This window comes from Arthrobacter sp. Hiyo1 (assembly GCF_001263615.2).
Classification (GTDB): Bacteria; Actinomycetota; Actinomycetes; order Actinomycetales; family Micrococcaceae; genus Arthrobacter.
Window position 1 is genome coordinate 798,069 of sequence record NZ_DF952468.1, and the last position, 3,374, is coordinate 801,442.

The 3,374-nt window shown below is 64.5% G+C and carries 2 protein-coding genes and 3 pseudogenes; all 5 read left to right on the forward strand.

Annotated elements, in window-relative coordinates; genetic code table 11:
• The first annotated feature begins 154 nt into the window (after positions 1 to 154).
• Positions 155 to 553 carry an ATP-dependent Clp protease adapter ClpS gene (gene clpS / locus AHiyo1_RS03470; protein WP_059387623.1) on the forward strand — a complete coding sequence of 133 codons (399 nt, stop codon included), beginning with the start codon at positions 155 to 157 and terminating at the stop codon, positions 551 to 553.
• A pseudogene (locus AHiyo1_RS03475) lies at positions 546 to 1,135 on the forward strand (DUF2017 domain-containing protein). Before clpS ends, AHiyo1_RS03475 begins: the two are co-directional and overlap by 8 nt.
• Before the next feature lie 70 nt (positions 1,136 to 1,205).
• Positions 1,206 to 2,273: pseudogene (gene murI / locus AHiyo1_RS03480) on the forward strand (glutamate racemase).
• On the forward strand, positions 2,270 to 3,067 hold the full coding sequence (locus tag AHiyo1_RS03485) for an MBL fold metallo-hydrolase (protein ID WP_059387624.1): 798 nt from the start codon (positions 2,270 to 2,272) through the stop codon (positions 3,065 to 3,067). The pseudogene murI and the gene AHiyo1_RS03485 overlap by 4 nt, the downstream one beginning before the upstream one ends.
• Before the next feature lie 43 nt (positions 3,068 to 3,110).
• Positions 3,111 to 3,374 (forward strand): annotated as a pseudogene (gene rph, locus AHiyo1_RS03490) (ribonuclease PH); the annotation flags it as partial.

Sequence of the window (3,374 nt, forward strand, 5' to 3'; positions counted from 1 at the left end):
CCCACCGCCTCCCACGTCTCGCTTCGCTCAACGCGGGGCCCTCGGCGGTGTGGGCCCACCCACCGCCTCCCACGTCTCGCTTCGCTCAACGCAGGGCCCTCGGCGGTGTGGGCCCGTCATTAGCTCGCCCATCCATCACCATTAGAATGGACAGATGACCACTACCGTCGCCCCCGGCATTTATGCAGCCACCTGCACAGTGACAGACGCAGGCTTAAAGGGAGAAGAACGGACGGACATCTCGGAGCAGTCCTCCACCGACCTTCTCAGTGCTGCTGATATCCCTTGGAACCTGGTGGTCTGGAACGACCCCGTCAATCTCATGAGCTATGTGAGCTACGTGTTCCAGAGCTACTTCGGCTATTCCGAGGCCAAATCCAACAAACTCATGCTCGAGGTCCACAAGAAGGGCCGTTCCATCGTGGCGCACGGAGGCAAGGAACAAGTGGAGCAGCACGCGGTTGCCATGCACGGCTACGGTCTGTGGGCAACGGTTGAAAAGGCAAGCAGCAGCGGCGACGGCCGGGGACGCAAGGGCGGCGCACGTGGCTAAGGCTTTCAAGTACGGACTCAAGGGCATCACCGGCTATCTTGAGCCCGCCGAGCGCGAACTCCTGCGCGGACTCGTGGATGATGTCATTTCGATGCTGGAACCGGAGCTGTCCAGCAACGAAGATCCCCTGACGGCTTTGATCGGCCTGGATATGAACGTCAAGGAACCGTCCGATCGCGCCCTTTTGCGGCTCTTGCCGAACGTCATGAAGAATGACGACGCCGCGTCCCTCGAGTTCCGCCAGCTCACCGAGCGCTCGCTGCGGGAAGGAAAAATCGGCGCCCTTCGAGCCGCTGCCATGGGCCTGGACCGCAACGAACTCGTCCTCACCCCGGAGGAGGCGAAGCTCTGGTCCATGGCCCTCAACGATGTTCGTTTGGTGCTGGCGGAGCGCTCGATATCCGCGACGAAGCGGATGCCGACCATGTCCATGCCATGCAGGACTGGTCCCAGGCCGAAGACGTGGAGAGCTACCTGGCGCTCGTCTACAACTTCACCACGTGGCTCCAGGAATCGTTGGTCCAGGCCATGATGGCCTCGATGGACCGGAAGCCTGAGTGGGGCTTGTGGGCGTCCGTGTGACAAAACAGACACGAGGCCCCCGCCACATGTCGTCGCTGCAGCACATGCCTTGGCTTATTCTCTAAGAATCATGAACTCAGCATCGGACGCGGTATCGGATGGGGAGAGCGCCGCAGCGGCGTTGGAATCCCAGCGCACGCCGGAAACACTGAACAGCACAGCACCCAACCCCTTGCTGGGATCACGCCCCATCGGTGTCTTCGATTCCGGAGTCGGCGGACTCACCGTGGCACGGTCCATCATCGACCAATTGCCCCATGAGTCGATCATCTACGTGGGAGACACAGCCAACGGACCCTACGGGCCGCTCCCCATCGCCGAAGTCCGGGCCAATGCCCTCGGCGTCATGGACGAGCTCGTGGACTCCGGCGTGAAACTCCTGACCATCGCCTGCAACTCAGCCTCGGCCGCCGTCTTGCGCGATGCCCGCGAACGCTACACGGCCCGCTACGGGATTCCCGTCATCGAGGTCATTCAACCCGCAGTCCGCCGGGCGGTGGCCGCGACGAGATCCGGCAGGATCGGCGTGATCGGGACATCGGCCACAGTGGGTTCCCGCGCTTACGAGGACACCTTTGCCGCAGCCCCGGACCTCAGCATCACCTCGGTAGCCTGCCCCGAATTCGTGAGTTTCGTGGAGGCCGGCATTACGACCGGCCCCGAGCTGCTGGCCGCGGCCCACGAATACCTGGAACCGCTCAGGGAAGCCGGCGTGGACACCGTGGTGCTCGGCTGCACGCACTATCCCTTGCTTACTGGCGTGATCTCCTACGTCATGGGGGACGACGTCACTCTTGTGTCGAGTGCCGAAGAGACCGCCAAAGACGTTTACCGCGCTTGGCCACCCACGGGATCCAGCGGACCGATGCCGCTTGCCCCGGCACGACTTCATGGCCACCGGCGACGCCGTCCAGTTTGAGACCCTGGCGCGCCGTTTCCTCGGCCCGGAGGTCCTGTCCGTGCGCCACGTGGACCATGTGGCCGCCCAGTACCCGACCGGGAGCCTCGCCCGCATCACCCCGGAAATGTTGGAGGCCGCCCGCGCGGGCGGCATCATGCGAGGACGTCCAATTTCGTTGACCCCGCAGCCTTCACAGTGAACGAATTCGGCGCGGCCCGCGGAGGCCGCATCCAGTGAAACTGACCATTGTTGGCTGCACGGGTTCCTTCCCTGGTCCCGGCTCTCCGGCGTCGTGCTATCTGCTGACCGCGCACGACGGTGAACGCCAGTGGAAGATCGTCATGGACCTCGGCAGCGGTGCCCTCGGGGCCATCCAGCGGTACACGGACCTCGAAGACATCGACGCTATCTTCCTGACCCACCTGCACCCGGACCATTGCATGGACCTCTGCGGACTGCACGTAGCGGTCCGCTGGAAGCCGGGCGGTTGGGGACGGGACAGGATCCCAGTCTGGGGGCCCGCCGCGACGGCCGACCGCATGGCCACCGCCTACGGCCTTGAGCTGGAACCCGGAATGCACGAGGAATTCGACTTCAGCAACTGGAGCGAACGGCAATCCGTGCAGCTCGGACCCTTCATCGTGACCCCGTATGCCGTGAACCACCCGGTGGAAGAGGCCTACGCTTTGCGCGTCGAGGTCACCGAGCCGGACAAAGAAGGCAAAGCGGTCAGCAGGGTCCTCACGTACTCGGGGGACACAGACTCGTGCCAGGGCCTTGAGGACGCGGCCCGCAACGCCGATCTCTTCCTCTGCGAGGCCGCCTTCGAAGAAGGGCGCGACGACGACATCAAGGATGTGCACTTGACCGGCAAGCGCGCGGGCCAGGCAGCGACAGCCGCCGGAGCCCGACGCCTCCTCTTGACCCACATCCCGGTCTGGACATCGCAGAGCAAGGTCATGGCCGAGGCGCGGCCCGAGTTCGCCGGCGATGTCGCCGTCGCGGTTGCCGGAGTCCACTACACCGTCTGAACCCGCAGTCCAGCGGAGGCCGGGGGATCGCTAAGCTTGCAGTATGACTTCCGAAGCCACATCTGTCCCCGTCATCCGTGCCGACGGCCGCACACCCGATCAACTCCGTCCCATCAGCATCACCCGCGGTTGGTCCAAGCAGGCCGAAGGTTCGGCCCTGATCGAATTCGGCAACACCCGGGTGCTGTGCACGGCTTCCCTGACCGAGGGCGTTCCGCGCTGGCTCAAGGGCGAAGGCCGCGGCTGGGTCACGGCCGAATACGCCATGCTGCCGCGGGCCACGAACACGCGTTCCGACCGTGAGTCC